Origin of the sequence: Collinsella tanakaei (assembly GCF_021531055.1) — a bacterium.
GTDB classification, from domain to species: Bacteria; Actinomycetota; Coriobacteriia; order Coriobacteriales; family Coriobacteriaceae; genus Collinsella; species Collinsella tanakaei_B.
In genome coordinates, this window is sequence record NZ_JADYTL010000004.1 from 94,928 (window position 1) to 115,611 (window position 20,684).

Here is a 20,684-nt window from a genome sequence, read left to right on the forward strand (position 1 = left end):
CCGAGCCGTTTGCGTCCGCCGCGGCTCGGGCTTTCTGCGTTTCCGGGACGGTCCGCTTTGGCCACACAAGTCGGCCAAAGCGGACCGTTGCATATTCTGAGACGTTTGCGCAGGCTACAATATGATTTGTGCATACTTTTGCGAGACGAGCGGTCGACGCGGACGGCCGACCGCTCTAGGGCGCGATTTTTCGGTGCCCTTTCGCAGCTATGGCAATACACGGTGACAACGCCGCAGGAAACAACTGGGGTTTTGCGGAGGGTCTCCGGACGATGGGGAAAGCGCTCGGAAAAATCGCGCCCTAGAGCTATACATGGTTTTCCAGCCGATCGAACCGCCCGGTTTGTCCGCATAGCGGCTGCCCGCGGCGCGGGTCGTGTCCGCATGCTGTCGGGTGTCCGCCGTCTTGCCACGGCGGGTATGATGGAGATGACGGTCACGTTCGAAAGGGGTTGCCATGGACGATAGGAATCAGGCTGCGGGCGCGTGCTCGATCGATGGTGTTTGCGAGCTCAAGCCGGCGACGGCGTCCGAGGAGGACGAGCGGCTGCAGCGCGAGCTCGCGGCGTACGATAAGGCCGCCGCGGGGTTCATCGGGGTCGACGCGGCAGGGGCTGCGGCGAAAGAGGGTGCGGGAGAGGATTTCTACCTGTATATCGGCCGTCCGACGTGTCGGTGGTGCCGCAAGCTGCTGCCGTCGATGGCCGCCGTGTTCGCCGGACAGGGCGTCGATCTGTACTACCTCGACAGCACGGATACCGCGCAGGATGAGCAGCTGGCGGCGTTTCGCGACCGGCACGGGGTGAAGACGGTGCCCACGGTGTTCCACTTCGTGGGCGACGGCGAGCCCCTGCGGCTCGAGGTCGATCTGGAGCTCGACGAGGACGACCTGAAAGCAGCTCTCGACAAGGAGCTGGCGGCGGGGTTCGCCTCATAGGCTCGGGTGCCACGAGCGAGCCTGTTTTCCGTTCTATCGCGCCGCTCGCCGAACACGGACAAAACGGCATATCGTCGCGGTATCATGGGTGGCACCGATACATATCCAGAAAGGGGGCCGCATATGGCCGAGGAACTGTTCGTGGGCATCGACGTGGGCGGTACGACCGTCAAGGAGGGCCTTGTCAACCGCAACGGCGAGGTGCTCTCCAAGCTGAGCGTGCCCACGCCTCCGCTCATCGACGAGGCGGGCTACGCAGCGGTCATCGACGGCATCAAGAATCTGCTGGATGCCCAGGACGGCGACGTCGCCCTCAAGGGCATCGGCCTGGCCGTACCCTGCCCCGTGCCCGACGACGGCAACGTCAAGCTGATCGCCAATGCATCGCTCGACCTGCCCGGCTTGGGCGCCACGCTCGAGGCGGCCTTCGAGGGCGCCGCGGTCGCGTTCGTCAACGACGCGAACGCCGCCGCGCTCGGCGAGATGTGGCGCGGCTCCGCGCTCGGCCATCGCAGCATGGCGCTCGTGACGCTCGGTACCGGCATCGGCGCCGGCGTGGTCATCGACGGCAAGGTCATCGGCGGCGCCAACGGCGCGGGCGGCGAGGTCGGCCATACCTGCGTGAATTCGGCCGAGGAGCGCGTGTGCGGCTGCGGCCGCCGCGGTTGCCTCGAGCAGTACGCTTCGGCGACCGGCGTGGTGAACTCCTATAAGATGGAGTGCGAGAAGCGCGGTACCCAGCCGGTCGAGCTCTCCGGTCCCTCCGATTCCAAGAGCGTGTTCGACGCCTACCAGGCGGGCGACGAGGCCGCCGCGGCTGCCGTCGACACCATGGTCGAGTACCTCGGCCTGGCGCTCGCCAACCTGGCCTGCACGGTCGACCCCGAGGCCATCGTGCTCGGCGGTGGCCTGTCCGCCGCGGGGGACCTGTTCCTGGACAAGCTCATCGAGCGCTTCAAGCACTACACGCTGTCCGTGTGCGCCGACACGCCGATCGAGATCGCCTCGCTCGGCAACGACGCCGGCCTGATCGGCGCCGCCTACGCCGGCCTCATGGAGGCGTAGAGGCATCTCGATTCCGCCCATATGATGTGACGAGGCCCGGCTGCGCTTTCCGCGCCGCCGGGCCTCGCGTCTGAACATGTCCCAAAAGGGCCGGTCCCTTTTGGGACATCTGGACAGCAAAAAGCGGCCCGATCGTCGTGCGAGACGATCGGGCCGCTTGGCATGTCGGACGTGTGTCCGCAGGCGTGCCTAGTGCTCCAGGGCGATGAGCTTGAGCATCAGGTCGACGCTGCCCACGTTGTAGCCGCCCACGGCGTAGCGACCGGTGAGCGAGCCGTCGCCGTTCGCCACGGCGAGCAGCGACAGCGGGAGCTTCTCGGGGTTGGCGAACATGCGGCGCGCCAAGCGCTCGGGCAGCTCGGAGAAGTCGTCGTAGGCGACGGTGACGTTGGTGAGCTCGGGCAGGGTGCGCGCGAGCGTCGGGTCGGCGAGCGCCTCGGCGTCGCGTACCACGAGCACGACGGGCACCTGGGCGGCGCTCAGGCGGTCGGTCTGCTCGCGCATCTCGTTGAGCAGGTGCTCGGTCGGCTCCATGCCGGGCTCGAGGAAGGCGACGATGACGGGATGCACGTCCTCGCCGTGCGCGAGCGCGATGGTGGCGGGGTCGAAGGGCGCGCCGGCGCCATCGACGGCCTGGAACGGGTCGAGCGCGATGTCGGCGAGCATCTGCGAGACGTCGGGCTCGCGCAGCTTGAGCTCGATGGGCTCGTCGTTGCCGCCCTCGACGACCTCGAACGCGCGCTCGGAAGCCTGCACGTCGCCGTTGGGCAGACGCACCGCGGTGGTGAGGCGGTACTCGCCGTACGGCATGCGCAGGTGGCACACGCCGTCGACGAACTGCGCCTTGTTCCAGTAGTCGAGCACCTTGAAGCCCTGGGCGCCCTGCCCGCTCACCGCGGTGAAGCGCAGGTAGCGCGCCACGCTCCAGGTCTGGAAGTAGCCGGGCGCGGGATCGGCGTCGCTCGAAAAGGCGACGTTCGTGCCCTTCTCGGCATGCTCGACCGGCACGAACTCGCCGTGCGCGAAGTACTCGATGCCGGCGTCGATGTGGTTGATGCGCGCCGGGATGCCGAAGGTGCGGCAGATGGCGACGAACAGCGCACGGCGGGTGACGGCGCTGGCCTGGCCGGAAAGCAGGGCGCCGCGCGGCGAGCCCACGTGCTTCTTGACGTGCTCGACGGAATCGAACGACATGTGGTCGCAGATGTAGGTCCAGACGTTCAGCGGGTCGGCGATGAAGCCGGAAACGGCCTCGGCGCTAAAGAAGGAACGGATGAAGGCGCGGTAGGGGAACATGTGCTCGAAGTGGGCGCGCGGGCACAGCACGTAGTCCACGTAGAGCTGCTCGGCGAGCTCGGGGTCGGTCACGCCTTCGCGCGCGATGTAGGCGAGCGCGTCGTCGTGCACCGCGCGGGCGCCGGTCAGATGATCCTCGAGCACGTCGGCGGACAGGTCGCGGAAGTCCTTGGACGTGAGCGTCCCCAGCAGGGCGGCGCGGTCGGCGCCGTCGTCGACGCTCAGGAAGCGCGCGACCTCGTCGGCGTTGGCGAAGGCCTGCTCGAAGAAGGCGAGGCAGCCGTCATCGGCGTGGCCGCACGAACGCGCGATCTCGCGGGCGCGCTCGACGTTGCCCGAGACGCGCTCGGTGCGCATGCGGTCGGCCTCGCGCTTGCGGGCGCGGCCGAGCTCGGCCTGCTCGGGGGTCAGGTGGCCGCAGGGCGCGGGGTGGTCGGCGGGCGCGTGGACGTCGAAATCGGTCCAAGCGGTGTCGCCGGTCACGGTCTCGCCCAGGGTCAGCTCGATGCGGTCGTCGGTCGTCGTGTCGATGATCTGCTCGGCCATGCCGTCGGCGGTGGTCGCCACGACGCGCAGCGTGCCCTTGCCGACCACGATCTCGGCGGTGCCGTCGGCACTACTCGTCAGATGGGCGATGTCGCGCCAGGAGGCCTCGTTCACCAGGCGCAGGCGCACCGAGGCGCCCTCGACGGCCGCGCCGGCCGTATCGCGGACGGTCACGGTGAGCAGCGTGGTGGGGGCGTAGGCGCCGGTGAGGTTCACGATCACCTGGTTGCCCTCGCGGGAGAGCAGGTGCCGGTCGCCCTCGAAGTCGCAGCCGAAGTCACCGAACAGGCGCGTGTGCACGAGCATAGCGCGGCCGGAGGCGGCGGTGAACCAGCCGCGGTCGAGTGCCTCCTCGGGCTCGCAGGCGCCGAGGTAGTACCAGGTGCCATCGGCGTACGCCTCGACCCAGGCGTGGTTGTCGTCGCAGTGCGCCCACCACGGCGTGTAGATCTGGCGCGCCGGGATGCCGATGGAGCGCAGTGCGGTCACGAGGTAGGTCGACTCCTCGCCGCAGCGGCCGTCGCCGGAGGCGAGCACGCCGAGCGGGCCGAGGGTGCGGCCGTCGGATGCCTGGTAGGTGGCCGTCTCGGCGCACCAGTAGTTGGTCTCGAGGATGGCGCGGTCGGCGTCGAGCCCGGCGACGCGCTCGGCGAGCGCCGCACGGAAGACGGGCCAGGCGTCGGTGAGCGGCTCGTTGTTCACGCGCGGGCAGGCGACGTAGTGCACGAAGACGCGCTCGGGGACGTCCTTGCACCACGGGCTCGTGGCGCGCAGCTCGCGGGCCTGCCGGGCAAACGAGACCAGCAGGTCGAGGTCGTTGTCGAAGACGTCGGTCAGCGGGAGCGTGCCCAGGTAGAGCTTGAGAAGCGTCTGCTCGCTGCGGTCGGAGAGACCCGCGAGCGCGGCGTCGATCTCATGCGCGAGCGGGGCCAGGAGCTCGCGACGCGCGTCGAGGCGCGATTGCGCGTAGGCGTGCAGGGATTCGGATAGAAAGGGCATACCGCGTCAGTCCTCCTTGATGGTCACGGCGAGTACGGTGTCGACCGGGTCGGGCAGCACGGGCGAGGGACCCAGGTCGGCGAAGGCGATGTCGGGATAATCGCTATGGACCCAGTTGTTCGACAGCGGCACCTCGGTGCCGTCGCGCAGCAGGCGCATGCGGGCGATGCGATCCTTGGGGACGCCGAGCAGCGGCACGGGGCCGAGGGCGTTCTCGTAGAGATGGAAGTAATAGGTGTTGCCGTTGCGCGTGATGCGGCCGTATTCGGGGCGGTCGACCTCGATGGGGCCGCCGGCGGCGCGGCCGCAGCCGTAGATGCTCGCGCCGTTGCGGTCCATCCAACGGCCGATCTCGTCGAGGATCGCGAGCGACTGGTCGGGGAAGCGGCCGGTGGCGTCGGGTCCGACGTTCAAGATCATGTTGCCGCCCTTGGACACGCACTCCACGAGCTTGTGGATGAGCAGGTCGGCGGGCTTGTAGTTGGTGTCGGTCGCGCAGTAGCCCCAGTTGTCGTTCATGGTGATGCACGCCTCCCACGCGAGCGGCTCGCCGTTGACGTCGAACAGGCCCTGCGGGGGCAGGATGCGCTCGGGCGTGACGAAGTCGCCGTGGTAGGGGGTGGGGTTGCCGCTGGCGAGCGACCCGAAGCCCTCGCCGGAGACCTCGAGGCGGTTGTCGACGACCACGTCGGGCTGGAGCTCGCGCACCATGTTCATGAGCTCGGTGGCGCGCCATGCCTCGCCGCGCAGGTCGTCGTAGGCGAAGTCGAACCACAGCAGGTCGAGCTTGCCGTAGTTGGTGCAGATCTCGCGCACCTGCTCGTGCATGTAGTCGAGGTAGCGGTCGAACACGCGGTGCTCGTTGGATCCGGCGACCGGATCGTTGCGAAGTGGCGCCTGGCGGTCACCGTACTGGGGGAAGTCGGGATGATGCCAGTCGATGATGGAGTAGTACAGGCCCACGCGGATGCCCTCGGCGCGGAAGGCCTCGAGGAACTCGGCGACGATGTCGCGGCCGAAGGGCGTGTTGGTGGACTTGAAGTCGGTGGTGGCGGTGTCGAACAGGCAGAAGCCGTCGTGATGCTTGGAGGTGAGCACCGCGTAGCGCATGCCGGCGCGCTTGGCCGCGCGCGCCCAGGCGCGGGCGTCGAATGCCGTCGGGTTGAACTCGTCGAAAAACGGCAGGTACTGCTCCTCGGGCATCTCCTCGGTGCTGCGGACCCACTCGCCGCGGGCGGGGATCGCGTAGAGTCCGAAGTGGATGAACAGACCGAAGCGGTCGTGCAGATACCACTTCATGCGTTCGTCGTACCGAGCGCGGTCAAACTGGTAAGCCAACGTTTCCTCCACATCTGTTTGAGTGACCGTTGTGGCCGTATGCAGGAATTTCGATAATTCCTCACGGTGAACGGTCGATTTCCGGCGCGTGAACGGTATGGCCGCTTTGGCGATAGTCGCTCTTCTGTGCGATAAAGCGTTACTATGTTCTCGCGGGCACGTAGTATAGCCGTTTCGCTGCGCGCATCTGCGGAGCGCTCGTGCTTTTGGTGCCAATACATCAAAATGCGCCATATCTTGTATAAGAGAGGTGCGGAAGGGGTGTCTGATATGGACAAACAGAGCAAGAACTGGGCCGGCTCCAGCGTTACCCGTCGCGGGTTCGTGGGCGCCACTGCCGCCGCCGCGGCGACGGTCGCGGGTCTCGGTCTGGCCGGTTGCGGCGGTGGTGGCGAGACCACCGGCAGCACGCCCGCCGGCTCGAGCACCACGAGCGTCGAGACCATCGAGGCCGACGCCGACGGCTTCGTCGTCAAGGCCACCAAGACCGACGGCAAGGCTCCCAAGAACGAGTGCATCCTGGCCTTCGAGGGCGAGTTCCAGGAGATGCACCCCATGGATTGGTCCGACGGCAACTCCGGCAACGTCGTGTACTACATCTATGACTCCCTGTACGATCTCGACGAGAACTACGAGTACAAGGCGCGTGCCGCCAAGGACTACAAGGTCTCCGAGGATGCCTGCACCTACACGTTCCACCTGAACGAGGGCATCACCTTCACTGACGGCGAGCCGCTGAACGCCGAGGCCGTCGTGGCCAACTACGAGGCCGCCATCAACCCCGAGAACAACTGGCGCCGTCGTCGTATGTTCATCGAGACCATCGACGAGAACACCGAGAACACGCGCGTCGATGCCTGCACGGCCGTCGATGAGTACACCGTCGAGTTCCACCTGCCGAACCCGTACGCGCCGTTCATGAACTCCATCACGCAGTTCTACCTGATCTCCCCGAAGGCGCTGGCCGACTCCAGCTGGGATTACTCCAAGAAGTCCGCGGGTTCCGGCCCGTACGTCCTCGAGGAGTACGCGCAGGGCGACCACGTCTCCATCGTCCGCAACGAGGATTACTGGGGCGAGGCTCCCTCCATCGACCGCATCGACTTCCGCGTCGTGCCCGAGGCCGGCTCCCGTATCGCCGCCCTGCAGACCGGTGAGGCCACGGCCATCTACCCGATGCCGACCGACCAGGTCGCCACGGTGCGCTCCGCCGGCGACATCAACATGATCTCGATCCCCTCGACGACCATGCGCTATGTCACGCTCAACACCAACTATGAGCCGCTGTCCGACGTCCGCGTGCGCCAGGCCCTGAACTATGCGTTCAACCAGGACGAGTACGTCAACGTCATGTACTCCGGCGCCGCCACGCCCGCGACCTCCTGCCTGCCCGAGCTCGTCCCCGGCTACAAGGCGCAGACGCCGTACGACACCGACATCGACAAGGCCAAGAGCCTGCTCGAGGAGGCCGGCTACGCCGACGGCTTCGAGGTCTCCATCATCTGCGACAACTCCACGCAGGAGACCAAGGGCGCCACGTTCGTCATGCAGCAGCTCGAGAAGATCGGCGTCACGGTGAACGTCCTGCCCAACGAAGCTGCCACCAACGCCGAGATCGCCGCTGAGCCCGAGGACACCACCGAGCTCCAGATGTGGTACGTCAACTGGTCGCAGTCCGACCCCGACGGCTTCCTGCGCTCGCTGCTCTCCAGCGCCATGGTGCCGCCGACCGGCTACAACACCGCCTTCTGGAAGAACGACGAGTTCGACTCCGAGCTCGAGGCCGGCAACGCCGCGCCCACCGAGGAGGAGCAGAACGAGCACTACGGCAAGTGCCAGGACATCGCTTGGGAGGAGTGCCCCTGGCTGTTCCTCGCCAGCGACAACACCCTCCTGTCCTACAAGGCTTACCTCAACGGCGTCAAGTACGTGGCGCAGGGCATCGACGTCATCCACGCGACGCTGAACGTCTAGTAACTTGCACACGTCCTGAGTCCTACATCGAGGATGTTTGTCGGCTGCCAGCTTCCGCGCCGCGGGGGCTGGCAGCCCTCGTATCACCTCGGTTAAGACAGAAAGGGAGGGAGCTACATGGGGAAATATGCCGTTAAGCGCGTCTTGAGCATGATTCCGCTCTTGATCGTCATCTCCATCATCATCTTCATGTTCGTTCGCCTGATCCCGGGCGACCCGGCGCGCCAGATCGGCGGCCCCACCGCGACGATCGGCGAGATCGAGAACATCCGTCGCGAGCTCGGCCTCGACCAGCCGCTCGTGCCGCAGTACATCCAGTGGATCACCGGCATCTTCCAGGGCGACCTGGGTCACTCGTTCACCAACAACACGTCGGTGGCCGACCTGCTCGCCCCGCGTCTGCCGATCACGATCTACCTGACGATCTGCTCGATCACCTGGTCGGTCATCCTGGGCATCATCATCGGCGTCATCGCCTCGATCAACCGCGGTCGCGCCCTCGACCTGCTTGGCATGCTCATCGCCATTGCCGGCATCTCGCTGCCCAACTTCTGGCTCGGCCTGCAGCTCATGCAGATCTTCTCGGTCAACCTGGGCATCTTCCCGACCGGCGGCCTCGAGGACTGGCGCGGCTACGTCCTGCCCTCGGTCGCCATGGGCGCGGGCATCATGGCCATTCTCGCCCGTGTGACCCGTTCGTCCATGATCGAGAACCTGGGCAAGGACTACATCCGCACCGCGCGCGCCAAGGGCCTGCCCGAGCCGCGCGTCATCATGGTCCACGCCTTCAAGAACTCCTCGATCGACATCATCACCGTGACCGCCCTGCAGATCGGCGCCCTCATCGCCGGCTCCGTCGTGGTCGAGAGCGTGTTCTCGATTCCCGGCATGGGCCGTCTGCTGGTCGACTCCATCGGGTTCCGTGACTACGAGGTCGTGCAGGCGCTCATCCTGTTCTTCTCCTTCGAGTACATGGTGATCAACCTGCTTGCCGACATCCTCTACGCCGTCATCAACCCGCGCGTGAGATACGAATAGGAGGCGACTATGGCTGATACCAAGCAAACTACTGCCGCCACCACGGCGGAGGAGCTGCCCCAGGCGCAAAACCCCACGGTGCAGTTCATCAAGAAGTTCCTGCGCCGCAAGACCGCGGTGCTCGGCTTCGCGTTCATCGTGTTCATCCTCATCATGGCGGTCATCGGCCCGTCGATCGTCCCGTACGATCCCAACGCCTATGACTACAGCGCCATCCTCGCCGGTCCGTCCGCGCGCCATATCTGGGGCACTGACGAGTTCGGCCGCGACGTCTTCTCGCGCATCCTCGCCGGCACCCAGCTGTCGCTCGGCACGGCGCTCACCGCGTCGATCCTCGGTACGGCCGGCGGCGTCGTCCTCGGCCTGATCGCGGGCTTCTTCGGCGGCATCATCGACTCGATCATCATGCGCATCTGCGACGTCATGTTCGCGTTCCCGTCGATCCTGCTCGCCATCGCCATCGTGGCCATCATCGGCCCGGGCATCACCAACATCATGATCGGCCTGGCCGTGTTCACGGTGCCTTCGTTCGCGCGCATCATCCGCGGCGCGGTGCTCGAGGTCCGCGGCGAGCTGTACGTCGAGGTCTCGCAGTCCATCGGCTGCACGCCGGCGCGCACGATGTTCGTGCACATCTTCCCCGGCACCATGCAGGCGCTCATCGTCAACTTCACGATGAACGTGGGCGGCGCCATCCTGTCGGCGTCCTCCCTGTCGTTTCTGGGCTTCGGCGCCAACGTCACTCAGGCCGAGTGGGGCGCCATCCTGTCGCAGGGCCGCAACTACCTGGCCATCGCTCCGCACCTCGTCCTGTTCCCCGGTCTGGTGATCTTCCTGACCGTGCTGGCCTTCAACCTCTTCGGTGACGGCCTGCGCGACACGCTCGATCCCAAGCTCAACTAGTCGGAGGTCCTCATGGCTGAAACCTTGCTTGAGGTCAAGGACCTCAGAACAGAATTCAAGCGCGGAAAGAAGGATTGGATCACCGCCGTCAACGGCGTGTCCTTCCACGTCGACGCGGGCGAGATCGTCGGTCTGGTGGGCGAGTCCGGCTGCGGTAAGTCCGTCACCTCGATGTCCATCATGCGCCTGCACAACAAGCTGTCCACGCGCATCACCGGCGACATCTCCTTCGGCGGCAAGCACATCCTCGAGCTCTCCGAGTCCGAGATGCAGTCCATCCGCGGCAACGAGATCTCGATGATCTTCCAGGAGCCCATGAGCGCGCTCGACCCGATCATGCGTATCGAGAACCAGCTCGTCGAGGCCATCTCGCTGCACAACAAGGATCTCTCCAAAGAAGAGCTGCACGCCCGTTGCGTGTCCGCGCTCAAGCTCGTGGGCATCCCCGAGCCCGAGATGACGCTGCGCAATTACCCGCACGAGCTGTCCGGCGGCATGTGCCAGCGCGTCATGATCGCCATGGCCATGTCCTGCGAGCCCAAGCTGCTCATCGCCGACGAGCCCACCACGGCGCTCGACGTGACGATCCAGGCGCAGATCCTGGCGCTCATGGAGGACATCCGCAACAAGCGCAACACCGGCATCCTCATGATCACTCACGACTTGGGCGTCGTCGCCGAGACCTGCAGCCGCGTCATCGTCATGTACGCGGGCAACATCGTCGAGGAGGCCCCGGTCAAGGAGCTGTTCGCCAACCCGCAGCACCCCTATACCCAGGGCCTGATCGAGTCCGTGCCCAAGCTCGGCAGCCGCGTGCATCGCCTGCCGTCCATTCCGGGTTCCGTGCCCGATCTCGCGGCCATGCCCGCGGGCTGCCGTTTCGCGCCGCGCTGCAAGTACGCGCAGCCTTCGTGCAGCGAGGCGCTGCCGGAGCTCCACAAGGTGAGCGAGAACCACTACGCCGCCTGCCCGTTCCACACCAACGCACGAAAGGGGGCGTAAGCGATGGCTGCTACCGCAACTGAGCCCCTGCTGTCCGTCAGGAACCTGAGCAAGCGCTTCCCCGTGGGCAAGACGTTTTTCGGTAAGCCCAAGAAGTGGGTCCACGCCGTCAACAACGTCAGCTTCGACATCATGCCCGGCGAGACCTTCTCGCTCGTAGGCGAGTCGGGCTGCGGCAAGTCCACCACGAGCCGCCTGATCGACCGTCTGATCACGCCCGATTCCGGCGAGATCATCTTCGAGGGCAAGGACATCGCGAAGATCTCCACCAAGGAGATGCGCCCGCTGCGCTCCGAGATGCAGATGGTCTTCCAGGATCCGTACGGCTCGCTGAACCCGCGCATGAGGGTTCAGGACATCATCGCCGAGCCCCTGCTGGTCCACACGAACATGAGCCCCGGCGAGCGCCTGAAGCGCGTGCACGAGCTGCTCGAGGTCGTCGGCCTGCCCGCGACCCACGGCGAGCGCTATCCGCACGAGTTCTCCGGCGGCCAGCGCCAGCGCATCGGCATCGCGCGCGCCCTGTCGGTCAACCCCAAGCTCATCATGGCCGACGAGCCCGTCTCGGCGCTCGACGTGTCCATTCAGGCCCAGGTCCTCAACCTCCTGCGCGACGTGCAGGAGCGCTACAACCTGACCTACCTGTTCATCTCGCACGACCTCGCCGTCGTCGAGATGATCTCGGACCGCATCGGCGTCATGTACCTCGGCACCATGATGGAAGTCGCGCCCAACGAGGAGCTGTACTCCAATCCGCAGCATCCCTACACGCAGGCGCTGCTGTCCGCCGTGCCCATTCCCGATCCCACGATCGAGAAGAAGCACGTCCTCATCGAGGGCGACCTGCCGAGCCCCACGAACATCCCGAGCGGCTGTCCGTTCCACACCCGTTGCCCGCATGCGACGGAGAAGTGCTCCGCCGAGGTTCCTCCCGCCAAGGAGGTCAAGCCCGGCCACTTCGTGAACTGTCACTATCCGGGACGCGAGCTGTAAGACGGTTCCATAGCCTTGGCGCTTTGCGGGCGCACGCCGATACCGGCGTGCGCCCGTTTTTCGTATGCGGGCGCGGTGCGCCCTTGTTTTGCGGTGCGCGAAGGCGCATAGTGCATATGCCGCACGGTGCGCGAACCGCCGCGGCTGCGACGATCTATCGGATGAAAGGAACCCGCTATGACGCAACGGACACTCGAGCCTCGGCAGCTGGCTGTTGTCGGAGTGACGCTGTTCTCGATGTTCTTCGGAGCGGGCAACCTCATCCTGCCGCCGCTTCTGGGCCTGCAGGCCGGAACGTCGGCGGTGCCGGCGACGGTCGGCTTTCTGATCGCGGGCATCGGACTGCCGGTGCTGGGCATCATCGCCGTGGCGCTCGCGGGCACCGTGCGCGAGCTTGCCGGGCGCGTGCATCCGCTGTTCGCCCGCGTGTTCGTGGCCGCGGTGTATCTGGCCATCGGTCCTTGCCTGGCGATTCCCCGTACGTCGTCCACGGCCTTCGAGATGCTGGCACCGCTGCTGCCTGCAGACGTCTCGCTGGATACCGTGCGTCTGGTGTTCTCGGTCGCGTTCTTCGCGGTCGCGTATCTGCTCGCCATGCATCCCGGACGCTTGACCCGTCTGCTGGGCCGGGTGACCGGACCGGCGCTCATCGCCTTGATCGTGGTCGTCACGGGTGCGGCGCTCGTCTCACCGGGTGTGCAGGCGGCCGCTCCGCAGGCGCCCTACGACCATGCTTCGGCGATCCAGGGCTTCTTGACGGGGTACCAGACGATGGATCTGCTGGCATCCCTCACCTTCGGCATCGTCATCGCGACGAATATCCGCGAGATGGGCGTCACGGAGCCGGGTCCGCTCGCGCGTGCCATCTCGAGCGCCGGCGTGATCGCGGGCGTGCTCATGGTGCTCATCTACTGCGGCTTGGCCTACGTCGGTGTCAACGCGACCGAGGTGGCCGCCGGCGCGACCAACGGGGCGACGGTGCTCACGGCGTCGGCGACGGCGCATTTCGGGGCGGTCGGCACCGTGGTCGTCGCCGCGATCTTCCTGCTCGCGTGCCTGAACGTGTGCATCGGCCTCATCAGCTGCTGCGGTACGTATTTCTCGCAGGAGATCTCCGCCGTGCCGTATCGCTGGTGCGCGTTGGCCTTCGCCGCGTTCTCGTGCGTGATCTCCAACTTCGGGCTCGACGCCATCCTGGCCTTCTCGGTGCCGCTGCTCGGTGCGCTGTATCCCATCGCGATCGTGCTCGTGATCATGGGCATGCTGCATGGTGTCTGCGACCGTGCGCCCCAAGTGTGGCCATGGGTCGTGGGCGTCACCGCCATCGTGAGCGTCGTCATCGCGCTGCGTGACGCATTCGCGCCGGGTGCTTGGATCGCGACGGATGCGCTGCCGCTGGCAGATATGGGGCTCGCGTGGGTCGCGCCGGCGCTCGTGGCGGTCGCGATCGGCTACGTACACGCCAAACTGGCACGGTGATCGGGGGTCTGCTCGCCGGTTTCATATCCCTTGACGCGAGGGTGCCCTTGCCGCGGTGTCGACTGATCACCTATGGAACGTTTCGGTGCTCAAAACGTTCCGCAGCCGCACAGTCGATTTCGGCCGTGTTCCATGCCCCAATGTCCTCCTGGCCCCTTTTGGGGCACTGGGTGCGTCGATGTCCCAAAATGGCAGCTTTTCGCAGGAAAAACCCATCATCTTGGTATGAGATGCGCAATAGTTCTGTCGCCTTCGCCGAACGCGGGTTCGCGTCGCCGCCGAGGGGATAATAGTCTCGAAGCGGGGGTCGCGAAAGCGGTGCGCGAGGAGGCTTCCATGATCGAGGATTATCGCAAGGCGAGGAAAGCGGGTCTGCGACAGGTCCAGCGCGACGTGTCGGCGGGACGCTATCCCTATCCGGTCGCGTTGAGTGACATCCTCAAAGACCGCGGCTATCAAGGGGAGGTCCCCTTGGGAGTCATGGAAATCGACCTCTCCCTGATCGTCGGCACACGCACGCACGGACGGCAGAACTCGTTTTCCGGCGACTTCATGCCGCTGCTCGAGGAGGACTCCGAGTTCGCCGCCAAATGGAGCGCCCTGATCGACTCCCAACGTGACGTCGGTCTGCACGAGCCGATCATCGTCTACGAGTACCTGCAGCGTTTCTACGTCCAAGAGGGCAACAAACGCGTCTCGGTCTCGCGCTATATTGACGCGCCGACCATCACGGCCAACGTCACACGCGTGCTGCCCATGCCCTCCGACGACAAGGAGTCGCGCATCTACCAGGAGTTCATGCGCTTCTACCGCGTCGCGCCCATCTACGGTATCGACTTCTCGGAAGAGGGGTCCTTCGAACGGCTCGCCGTGTTCGCCGGGCACGACCTCGATACGCCGTGGCCCGAAGACGACGTCAAGACCCTGCGCTCGGCGTTCGGTGGCTTCGCGGCGTCGTTTGCCCAGCGCGGCGGAGATGCGCTCAACATGACCGCCGGCGACGCCTTCCTCGTCTACCTCAAGCTCTACGGCTACGAGCTCGCCGTCTGCGCCTCTCCCGTCGAGATCGCGGACCGCTTGGGGCGCATTTGGGGAGAGCTGCAGGTCAAGACGAGCGAGGATCCGATCGCGTATCTGGAGCAGCCCTCCGCGCCCGAGCGCGGGACGATCCTGTCGGACCTCAAGGGCCTGTACAAGAAGACGAGGCCCCTCAAGCCGATCGATATCGCGTTCATCTACGAGCGGAACCCGGAGACCTCCGGTTGGGCCGTCGCGCATGAGCAGGGGCGGCGGGAGCTCGAATGCAGCCTGGGCGGCGTGGTCAACACGTCGGCATACTACGATTGCGCAGGTGACGCCGCCTTCGACGAGGCGGTCGACGCCGCAGTGCGCGCGGGGAACACCCTCATCGTGACCAACGTGCCCACCCAGATGTCCCAAGCGTTGCGCGCAGCGGTCAGGTACCCCCAGCTCAAGGTGCTCAACTGCTCGGTCAGCCTGTCGCATTCGGCCGTGCGTACCTTTGCCACGAAGACCTACGAGGTCAAGTTCCTGCTCGGCGTGCTGGCGGCGAGCCTGTCGGACAACCATCGCGTGGGATACGTGGCGGATTCCCCGGTGTACGGCACGGTGGCGGGCATCAACGCCTTCGCCGTGGGCGTCCAGACGGTCGACCCGCATGCGACGGTGTACCTCAAGTGGTACTCCGCCAAGGACTACGACTGGCGCCGCGAGCTGTCCGAGACCGATGTGCGCATCGTCTGCGCGCGCGACGTGCCCAACCCGCGGCGCGCGGACGAGGCATGGGGCCTCTATATGGTCGAGCACGACGGCACGCGTACCCGCTTGGCAGAGCCCGTCTGGCGCTGGGGTCGCTTCTATGAACGGATCGTCCAGTCCATCCGCGACGACTCGTGGCGCCGCGAGGGCGACGAGCTGCGCAACAAGGCGCTCAACTACTGGTGGGGTCTGTCGTCGGGCGTCATGGACGTGCGCGTGTCGGATGTGGTGCCAGCGCGTCAGCGCAATCTGGTCGAGGTGTTCAAGCAGAGCATGCTCGCCGGCCAGACCCATCCGTTCTCCGACGAGTTGGTGAGCCAGAGCGGCCTGGTCCAGCCCCAAGGGGCGCCGCGCCTGTCGAGCAACGACATCGCCCGCATGGCGTGGCTCAACCAGAACGTCGTCGGCCGCCTGCCGGAGGAGCGCGAGCTGTCCGAGCGCGCCTTGGACGAGGTCTCGGTCAGCGGCGTGATCCCCATCGATCCGCTGGTCGCCGCGCAGCGCGAGGCTAAGCGATGAGGATACTCGTCATCTCGGACGTCGAGGAGTCGTGGCTGACGGACCATTACGATCGCGAGCGCATGGAGGGCGTCGAGCTCATCGTGTCGTGCGGCGATCTGCCGGCGCGCTACCTGGAGCATATCGAGACGCTCGCCAACGTGCCGCTGCTGTACGTGTGGGGCAACCACGACATGTCGTATGCGCGGCACGCGCCACAAGGGTGCATCTCGATCGAGGGGCAGCTGTGCGACTTCCACGGGATCCGCATCCTCGGCGTCGGCGGATCCATGAAGTACAACGACCGGATCTTCGGGTTCACCGAAAAGCAGATGCGCTCGCGCGTGGGCAAGCTCGCCTTGCTCGCCCGTGCGACGGGCGGGGTGGACCTCATGGTCACCCACGCGCCGGTGCGCGGGTACGGCGATATGGACGACCTGCCGCATCAGGGTTTCGAGTGCTTCGATTACTACGTGGACAAGCTCAAGCCGGCCTACCTCGTGCACGGACACGTGCACATGAACTACGGGCGCGTGGCGCGCACGATCGAGCACCCGTGCGGCACGAAGGTGGTCAACGCGTTCGGCGGGCATATCATCGAGTATCCCGACGAGCTGATCCGCGAGCGCGAGCCGTTTTTGGTGCCGACGGTGGGGTAGGGCGGACGGGCGCACACCGTGCCCGGTGTGTCGCGAGCGCTCGAGGGCCGGTGCGTCGGGATGCGCCTGCCCGCGTTTCGCCCGTAGCCGTTACGCCTCGATGAGCTGAACCTGCTGCTCGAGTTCCTCGCGCTTATCCGCGTCGATCTGACCGCTGCAGATGATCGCGGTGAGGTCGATCAGGCGGTAGAACGCGTAGAAGTCGCGGCGACCGATCTTGCTCGCGTCGGTGATCGCATAGCGGCGGTGTGCCTTGTCGAATACGAGCCGCTGAAGGCGCCCCTCGTCGATATCGGCGTTGAACAGCGAGTCGCCGACGATGCCGTTCGTGCCGATGAACGCCTTGTCGATGCCGAGCGGCGCGACGGCGTCCTCGGCCATGACGCCGACGAAGCAACCGGTCTGGCGGCGATACAGGCCGCCCACGAGGTAGAGCTCGACGGCGGTGGCATGCTCGAGCTTGCGGAAGATGGACAGCGAGTTGGTGACGATACGGACGGGGATATCCGGCAGGTAGTCGACCATCTGCTCGGCCGTGGTGCCGGCGCCGAGGAAGACCGTGTCGTGCGCCTCGATGAGTGATGCGGCGCGACGCGCGACGCGCGCCTTCTCCTCGGTGTGCAGATGGCGCTTCTCGGTGTGGCTGTACTCACGCGGCACGGGGATGCCGTCGGCGGAGAAGGTGTCCCTAAGGTTGCGGGGCAGGCGCGCGCCGCCGTAGACCCGCTCGACCATGTTGCGGTCGGCGAGCTCCTCCAGATCGCGCCGGATGGTCATCTCGGACACGCCGAGCGCGCGAGCGGTGTCGCTCACCGACTCGGTCCCCTCGCGGGCGAGCCGGCGTAAGATCTGTTCCTGGCGTTGGGCTTTGAGCATCTGGTACCACCTCTCACGTATTTCAACATAAACGAACAAACTTGGTCAACATCGAGGTGGACGGTCGGTCTTGGCGGGTGAGCGGTCGACGTTCACGGAGCCGCCACGTTCGATCAGGCGCGCCGGGTCCAAATGTTCGAGTCCGGGTTGTCACATTGGGGTCAATAGTAAGAAACAAGCTGGTAAATATGGGTATCAATGAGTGATGCCCAGCACTGTGCACATCGATGGATCCGACGGCCGAATTGGTCGCATTCCGTTCGGGTCGGGCGGTATCCCGTGTGCTACAGTCAGAACCAGAGATAACAAACCCTTACACAATCGCACAGTGAAGGTGAGGGCGTCGCGCGGATGAGGGCATGTGCTCCGCGCGATGGTGACATCCGCGGGACGCCCGGTGCGTCCCGCCCGATAGAGGGGAGACACGCCATGAGTTCGCCAGATCCCACCTTGATCGACCGCTTCGTCGAGCAGTTCGGCGGCAATCGGGCGCTTGCCCACGTGCACGCGCCGGCACGCAGCGAGATCGCCGGCAACCACACCGACCACGAGGGCGGCCATGTCGTGGCGGGCGCCCTGGACGTCGCCATCGAGGGCATCGCGGCGCTCAACGGCACGATGGTCGCGCGCGTGGCGAGCGAGGGCTACGAGCCGTTCGAGATCGACCTTTCCGATGTGTCCGCCCGTCCCGAGGAGCAGGTGAGCACTTCCGGGCTCGTGCGCGGCATGGCCGCGGAGCTGGCCGCCACCGGGCGCGAGGTCAAGGGCTTCGACCTCGTCATGACGAGCGACATCCCCGGCGGCAGCGGCCTGTCGTCCTCGGCGGCGCTCGAGCTCGCCGTCGGCCGCGTGATGGAGACCCTGTGGCCCGGCGACCCCGTGACCCCGACCGCGATGGCCCAGGCCGCCCAGCGCGCCGAGAACGTCTACTTCGGTAAGCCCTGCGGCCTTATGGACCAGCTGTCCGAGGCCCTCGGCGGCATCGCCCACATCGATTTCAAGGATCCGGCGCATCCGGTGTCCGAGAAGCTCGACTTCGACTTCGCCGACAAGGGTTACGCGCTGTGCCTGGCCTACATGGGCACCGATCACAGCGTGAGCACGGCCGACTACGCCGCCGTGCCCGGCGAGATGCAGGCGGTGGCGGCCGAGTTCGGCCAGACGCGCCTGTGCGACGTGCCGGCCGAGGCGTTCGACGAGCGCGTGGTCGATCTGCGCGCCAAGCTCGGCGACCGCCCGGTGCTGCGCGCCCTGCACTACTACATCGAGAACCAGCTCGTCATCGAGCGCTGGGACGCCCTGTGCGCCGGCGATATCGACACCTTCCTCGACCTCACGCGCCGTTCGGGCGCAAGCTCGGGCATGTACCTGCAAAACGTCGCCAACGGCGGCAACGATCAGCCCGCCATGGTGGCGCTCGCGCTCGCCGAGCACGTGCTGGGCGACAACGGTGCCGTCCGCATCCACGGCGGCGGCTTCGGCGGCTCGATCCAGGCGTTCGTGCCGCTCGACATGGTCGACCACTTCGTCAAGAGCATGGATGCATGGCTCGGCGAGGGCAACTGCCGCACCTACCGCATCGCATCCGAGGGGGCGTATGCGGCATGGCTGTAACGTCGACCTACGGGCCGCGTGAGCTCGCGGCCGATATCGAGGCGCTCGTGACCTACGCCGTCCGCTGCGGCCTCGTGCTGCCCGGCGATGCCGTCTGGGCCTACAACACCGTGCTCGAGGCCGTGGGCGCCGTCGGTCCCACCGCGCCGAACGCCTCGGTGCTGCTCGATGCCGCCTACGCGGTGGCTCCGACGTCGCATCTGGACGCGGACGCGCCGATGGCCGTCGCCGCCGTCGACGAGACCTTCGACCTCGAGGGGACGGTTGAGCGGATCGCCGCGGCCGGCGTGGCAAACGGGCAGGAGGAGGACACGCCGTCGGGTGCCGATCGCATCGCCACGCGCGTGATGAACATCCTGATGCCGCGCCCCTCCGAGGTCGAGCGCCGCTTTGCCACGCTGTACCGCGCCTACGGTCCGGTCGCCGCGACCGACTGGTTCTACAAGATGAGCTGCGACAGCCGCTACGTGCGCAAGGCCGCCATCGCGAGGAACATCGCGTGGACCTCGGCGACCGAGTGGGGCGAGCTCGAGATCACCATCAACCTGTCCAAGCCCGAAAAAGATCCCAAGGCGATCGCGGCGGCGGGCGCCGCCAAGGATACAGGCGACGTCTACCCGGCCTGTCAGCTGTGCATGGAAAACGAGGGGTATCCCGGCCGCGGCGCGGGAGCCGCCCACGGCGCGCATCCCGCCCGTCAGAACCTGCGCATCCTGCCGATCACCCTCGGCGGTGAGCACTGGGGTCTGCAGTACAGCCCGTATGCGTACTTCGACGAGCACTGCATCGCCATGAGTGCGGAGCACCGCCTCATGCACGTCGACCGCGAGAACATGGGGCGCCTGCTCGACTTCGTGGAGCTGTTCGGCCATTACTTCGTCGGCAGCAACGCCGACCTGCCGATCGTCGGCGGCTCGATCCTATCGCACGACCACTTCCAGGGCGGTCGCCACGTGTTCCCCATGATGAAGGCGCCCGCGGAGTCGACGTTTGCGATGGACGGGTTCGACGCCGTCTCGTGCGAGGTCGTGCGCTGGCCCATGTCCGTGCTGCGCCTGACGAGCGCCGACCGCGAGCAGCTGCTCGACGCCGCCGCGCACGTGCTCGACGTGTGGCGCGGCTACTCCGACGCCGCCGCCGGCGTGGTCGCCGAGACGGTCGAGGACGGGCAGACGGTGCGTCATAACACCATCACGCCCGTCGCCTGCAAGACCGACGCGGGCTACGTGCTCTATCTTGCCCTGCGCTGCAACATCACGACCGACGAGCACCCGCTCGGCGTGTTCCACCCGCATGCGCAGTGGCATCACATCAAGAAGGAGAACATCGGGCTTATCGAGGTCATGGGCTTGGCGATCCTGCCGCCGCGTCTGGTCGACGAGCTGGGCGCCGTGCGCGAGCATCTGCTGGCCCATGCGGGCGAGACCGACCATGCGACGCTTGCCGCCGAGCTTGAGGCCGACCCGCTGATGGCGTCGCACGCCGCCTGGGCTCTGGAGCTCGCCTGCGCCCATCCCGACATCACCGCCGACACCGCCGAGCAGATCATCCGCGACGGTGTGAGCGACGTCTTCGGGCATGTGCTCGCCGACGCCGGCGTGTTCAAGTGGGACGAGGCCGGCCGTGCCGCGATGGTGCGCTTCATCGACGCCCTGTAGCGATCACCGATCATCCCTCTTTCTCATGGC

The 20,684-nt window shown here is 66.3% G+C and carries 15 protein-coding genes; 12 read left to right on the plus strand and 3 right to left on the minus strand.

The genetic code is table 11. The annotated features are described in order from the left end of the window. Nucleotides 1-457: 457 nt before the first annotated feature. Nucleotides 458-937, plus strand: coding sequence for a hypothetical protein (locus I6E04_RS05105; RefSeq protein ID WP_235422089.1), 480 nt, complete (start codon nucleotides 458-460; stop codon nucleotides 935-937). A 123-nt stretch (nucleotides 938-1,060) separates the two neighbouring features. Then, nucleotides 1,061-2,002 (plus strand): ROK family protein, encoded by a 942-nt coding sequence (locus I6E04_RS05110; protein WP_235422090.1) that lies wholly within the window; start codon nucleotides 1,061-1,063, stop codon nucleotides 2,000-2,002. 189 nt (nucleotides 2,003-2,191) lie between these two features. Here I6E04_RS05110 and I6E04_RS05115 read toward each other — a convergent pair whose 3' ends face one another. Together I6E04_RS05115 and I6E04_RS05120 are read right to left on the minus strand one after the other, a co-directional pair. After that, entirely contained in the window at nucleotides 2,192-4,843 is a 2,652-nt protein-coding gene (locus tag I6E04_RS05115) for a transglutaminase domain-containing protein (RefSeq protein ID WP_235422091.1), read from the minus strand. A 6-nt stretch (nucleotides 4,844-4,849) separates the two neighbouring features. Further along, the gene (locus I6E04_RS05120; protein WP_328225447.1) at nucleotides 4,850-6,415 is read right to left on the minus strand and encodes an alpha-L-fucosidase; all 1,566 of its coding nucleotides are present in this window, start codon (nucleotides 6,413-6,415) and stop codon (nucleotides 4,850-4,852) included. A 36-nt stretch (nucleotides 6,416-6,451) separates the two neighbouring features. Here I6E04_RS05120 and I6E04_RS05125 point away from each other — a divergent pair, with 36 nt between their 5' ends. From I6E04_RS05125 to I6E04_RS05160, 8 genes are all read left to right on the plus strand, one after another. Beyond that, complete coding sequence (locus I6E04_RS05125) at nucleotides 6,452-8,155, plus strand: ABC transporter substrate-binding protein (RefSeq protein ID WP_235422095.1); 1,704 nt, start codon at nucleotides 6,452-6,454, stop codon at nucleotides 8,153-8,155. A gap of 117 nt (nucleotides 8,156-8,272) precedes the next feature. Then, nucleotides 8,273-9,193 carry an ABC transporter permease gene (locus I6E04_RS05130; protein WP_235422096.1) on the plus strand — a complete coding sequence of 307 codons (921 nt, stop codon included), beginning with the start codon at nucleotides 8,273-8,275 and terminating at the stop codon, nucleotides 9,191-9,193. Nucleotides 9,194-9,202: 9 nt separating this feature from the next. Then, nucleotides 9,203-10,096 (plus strand): ABC transporter permease, encoded by an 894-nt coding sequence (locus I6E04_RS05135; protein ID WP_235422098.1) that lies wholly within the window; start codon nucleotides 9,203-9,205, stop codon nucleotides 10,094-10,096. A gap of 12 nt (nucleotides 10,097-10,108) precedes the next feature. Further along, a complete protein-coding gene (locus I6E04_RS05140; RefSeq protein ID WP_235422099.1) occupies nucleotides 10,109-11,098 on the plus strand; it encodes an ABC transporter ATP-binding protein in 990 nt (329 codons plus the stop codon). A gap of 3 nt (nucleotides 11,099-11,101) precedes the next feature. Continuing rightward, on the plus strand, nucleotides 11,102-12,091 hold the full coding sequence (locus I6E04_RS05145; RefSeq protein ID WP_235422100.1) for an ABC transporter ATP-binding protein: 990 nt from the start codon (nucleotides 11,102-11,104) through the stop codon (nucleotides 12,089-12,091). Nucleotides 12,092-12,268: 177 nt separating this feature from the next. Beyond that, entirely contained in the window at nucleotides 12,269-13,570 is a 1,302-nt protein-coding gene (gene brnQ, locus I6E04_RS05150) for a branched-chain amino acid transport system II carrier protein (RefSeq protein ID WP_235422101.1), read from the plus strand. A 336-nt stretch (nucleotides 13,571-13,906) separates the two neighbouring features. Next, nucleotides 13,907-15,868 (plus strand): BMP family ABC transporter substrate-binding protein, encoded by a 1,962-nt coding sequence (locus I6E04_RS05155; RefSeq protein ID WP_235422102.1) that lies wholly within the window; start codon nucleotides 13,907-13,909, stop codon nucleotides 15,866-15,868. Further along, nucleotides 15,865-16,506, plus strand: coding sequence for a metallophosphoesterase family protein (locus I6E04_RS05160; protein WP_235422103.1), 642 nt, complete (start codon nucleotides 15,865-15,867; stop codon nucleotides 16,504-16,506). Before I6E04_RS05155 ends, I6E04_RS05160 begins: the two co-directional genes overlap by 4 nt. Nucleotides 16,507-16,596: 90 nt before the next feature. Here the strand turns inward: I6E04_RS05160 and I6E04_RS05165 are convergent, their stop codons facing one another. Beyond that, nucleotides 16,597-17,382, minus strand: a complete 786-nt coding sequence (locus I6E04_RS05165) for a DeoR/GlpR family DNA-binding transcription regulator (RefSeq protein WP_235422105.1) — start codon at nucleotides 17,380-17,382, stop codon at nucleotides 16,597-16,599. 429 nt (nucleotides 17,383-17,811) lie between these two features. On the opposite strand from I6E04_RS05165, the gene I6E04_RS05170 reads away from it, so the two are divergent. Next, a complete protein-coding gene (locus I6E04_RS05170; RefSeq protein WP_235422106.1) occupies nucleotides 17,812-18,996 on the plus strand; it encodes a galactokinase in 1,185 nt (394 codons plus the stop codon). Then, nucleotides 18,987-20,654: a UDP-glucose--hexose-1-phosphate uridylyltransferase gene (locus tag I6E04_RS05175; protein ID WP_235422107.1), complete on the plus strand. Its 1,668-nt coding sequence runs from the start codon at nucleotides 18,987-18,989 to the stop codon at nucleotides 20,652-20,654. Before I6E04_RS05170 ends, I6E04_RS05175 begins: the two co-directional genes overlap by 10 nt. Nucleotides 20,655-20,684 lie beyond the last annotated feature (30 nt).

Coding starts and splice junctions, on each gene's coding strand:
- I6E04_RS05105 (WP_235422089.1), top strand. CDS start 458: ATGGACGATAGGAATCAGGCTGCGGGCGCGTGCTCGATCGATGGTGTT.
- I6E04_RS05110 (WP_235422090.1), top strand. CDS start 1,061: ATGGCCGAGGAACTGTTCGTGGGCATCGACGTGGGCGGTACGACCGTC.
- I6E04_RS05115 (WP_235422091.1), bottom strand. CDS start 4,843: ATGCCCTTTCTATCCGAATCCCTGCACGCCTACGCGCAATCGCGCCTC.
- I6E04_RS05120 (WP_328225447.1), bottom strand. CDS start 6,415: ATGGCGCATTTTGATGTATTGGCACCAAAAGCACGAGCGCTCCGCAGA.
- I6E04_RS05125 (WP_235422095.1), top strand. CDS start 6,452: ATGGACAAACAGAGCAAGAACTGGGCCGGCTCCAGCGTTACCCGTCGC.
- I6E04_RS05130 (WP_235422096.1), top strand. CDS start 8,273: ATGGGGAAATATGCCGTTAAGCGCGTCTTGAGCATGATTCCGCTCTTG.
- I6E04_RS05135 (WP_235422098.1), top strand. CDS start 9,203: ATGGCTGATACCAAGCAAACTACTGCCGCCACCACGGCGGAGGAGCTG.
- I6E04_RS05140 (WP_235422099.1), top strand. CDS start 10,109: ATGGCTGAAACCTTGCTTGAGGTCAAGGACCTCAGAACAGAATTCAAG.
- I6E04_RS05145 (WP_235422100.1), top strand. CDS start 11,102: ATGGCTGCTACCGCAACTGAGCCCCTGCTGTCCGTCAGGAACCTGAGC.
- brnQ (WP_235422101.1), top strand. CDS start 12,269: ATGACGCAACGGACACTCGAGCCTCGGCAGCTGGCTGTTGTCGGAGTG.
- I6E04_RS05155 (WP_235422102.1), top strand. CDS start 13,907: ATGATCGAGGATTATCGCAAGGCGAGGAAAGCGGGTCTGCGACAGGTC.
- I6E04_RS05160 (WP_235422103.1), top strand. CDS start 15,865: ATGAGGATACTCGTCATCTCGGACGTCGAGGAGTCGTGGCTGACGGAC.
- I6E04_RS05165 (WP_235422105.1), bottom strand. CDS start 17,382: ATGCTCAAAGCCCAACGCCAGGAACAGATCTTACGCCGGCTCGCCCGC.
- I6E04_RS05170 (WP_235422106.1), top strand. CDS start 17,812: ATGAGTTCGCCAGATCCCACCTTGATCGACCGCTTCGTCGAGCAGTTC.
- I6E04_RS05175 (WP_235422107.1), top strand. CDS start 18,987: ATGGCTGTAACGTCGACCTACGGGCCGCGTGAGCTCGCGGCCGATATC.